Annotated in this window: 1 protein-coding gene; it reads left to right on the top strand. The window is 71.5% G+C overall.

The genetic code is table 11. The features are described from left to right. The first annotated feature begins 67 nt into the window (after nucleotides 1–67). Complete coding sequence (locus AC5Y7V_RS31360) at nucleotides 68–1252, top strand: PPE family protein (protein ID WP_499883789.1); 1185 nt, start codon at nucleotides 68–70, stop codon at nucleotides 1250–1252. The last annotated feature ends 36 nt before the right edge of the window (nucleotides 1253–1288 follow it).

Below are 1288 nucleotides of genomic sequence, written 5' to 3'. Positions count from 1 at the left end.
CTAAGCCGGCGGGCAATAACGCGCAACCCACCAAATTCGGACAACAGAAACGGACACAAAAATGGTTCTGGATTTTGCAGCACTGCCCCCCGAGATCAACTCCGGACTCATGTACACCGGTGCCGGTGCGGGCCCCCTGATGGCGGCGGCGGCGGCGTGGAGCAGCCTGGCCGCCGAGTTGAGCACCACCGCGACGTCGTGGGAGTCGATCATCGGAACGTTGACCGGCTCACAGTGGACCGGTGCGGGATCTGCCGCGGCTGCGGCGGCCGCGGCGCCTTACATCAGCTGGCTGACCACCACCGCCGCCGCGGCCGAGCAGGCGGGCGCTCTCGCTTCGGCGTCGGCGGCCGCCTACGAGGCGGCCTTCACGGGCACGGTGCCACCGCCGGTAATCGCCGCCAACCGGGCGACGTTGGCGGCGCTGGTTGCGACCAACTTCCTGGGTATCAACACCCCGGCGATCATGGCCACCGAGGCCCTGTACGCGGAGATGTGGGTCCAGGACGCCATCACGATGTACACCTATGCCGCCGCGTCGACCGCCGCCGCGGCGCTGCAGCCGCTGACGCCGGCCGCACCGACCGCCTCCCCGGCTGCCGCGGGCATCCAAAGCACGGCGGTTTCCGCGGCGTTCGCGAACGCCGCCTCGGCGCCGGCCGCGGGCGGACTGGGTTCGATCCTGAGCCAAGTCTTCGCGCCCGGCGAGGCCATCGGCACCGGCTTCTGGAACGCGGCGCAGGCGGCTGGCCTTGGACCGCTGCTGACGAGCCTCGACGGCTTCGCGGGCACGCCGGCCTTCTTCAACGCGGTCAACGGTGCCGTCAACACCGGGGCGTGGTTCACGATGAACGCCATCCCGACCACCGTGTCGCTGGCCCACACCCTCGCCGCCGCCGCACCCGCGGCGACCGCGAGCGACGTCGTCCCGCTGGCCGGCGGTGCGGCGATCGGCGAGGGAACCCTGGTGAACAGCGTCGGAGGCGGAATGTCGGCGGGCATGGCCGAGGCCTCTTCGGTCGGCGGTCTGTCGGTCCCGGCCGGCTGGTCGTCGGCCGCCCCGGCGACGCTGGCATCCTCCACCGCTCCGCTCGAGGGCTCGGGCTGGACCGCGGCCGCCGAGGCCGAGCCGGTCACGGCGATGCCCGGCATGCCCGGAATGGCGGGGGCCGCCAAGGGCGCCGGTGCCTACGGCGCGGGCCCGCGGTACGGGTTCAAGCCGATCGTCATGCCCAAGCAGGTAGTGGTCTGACCCACGGAATAGGCACGGAAAACAGGAAGTTTCGCA

The organism is Mycobacterium sp. NGS34 (genome assembly GCF_059812845.1).
The sequence above is the reverse complement of the archived record's forward strand: the minus strand, read 5'-3'. Positions and strand labels throughout refer to the sequence as shown.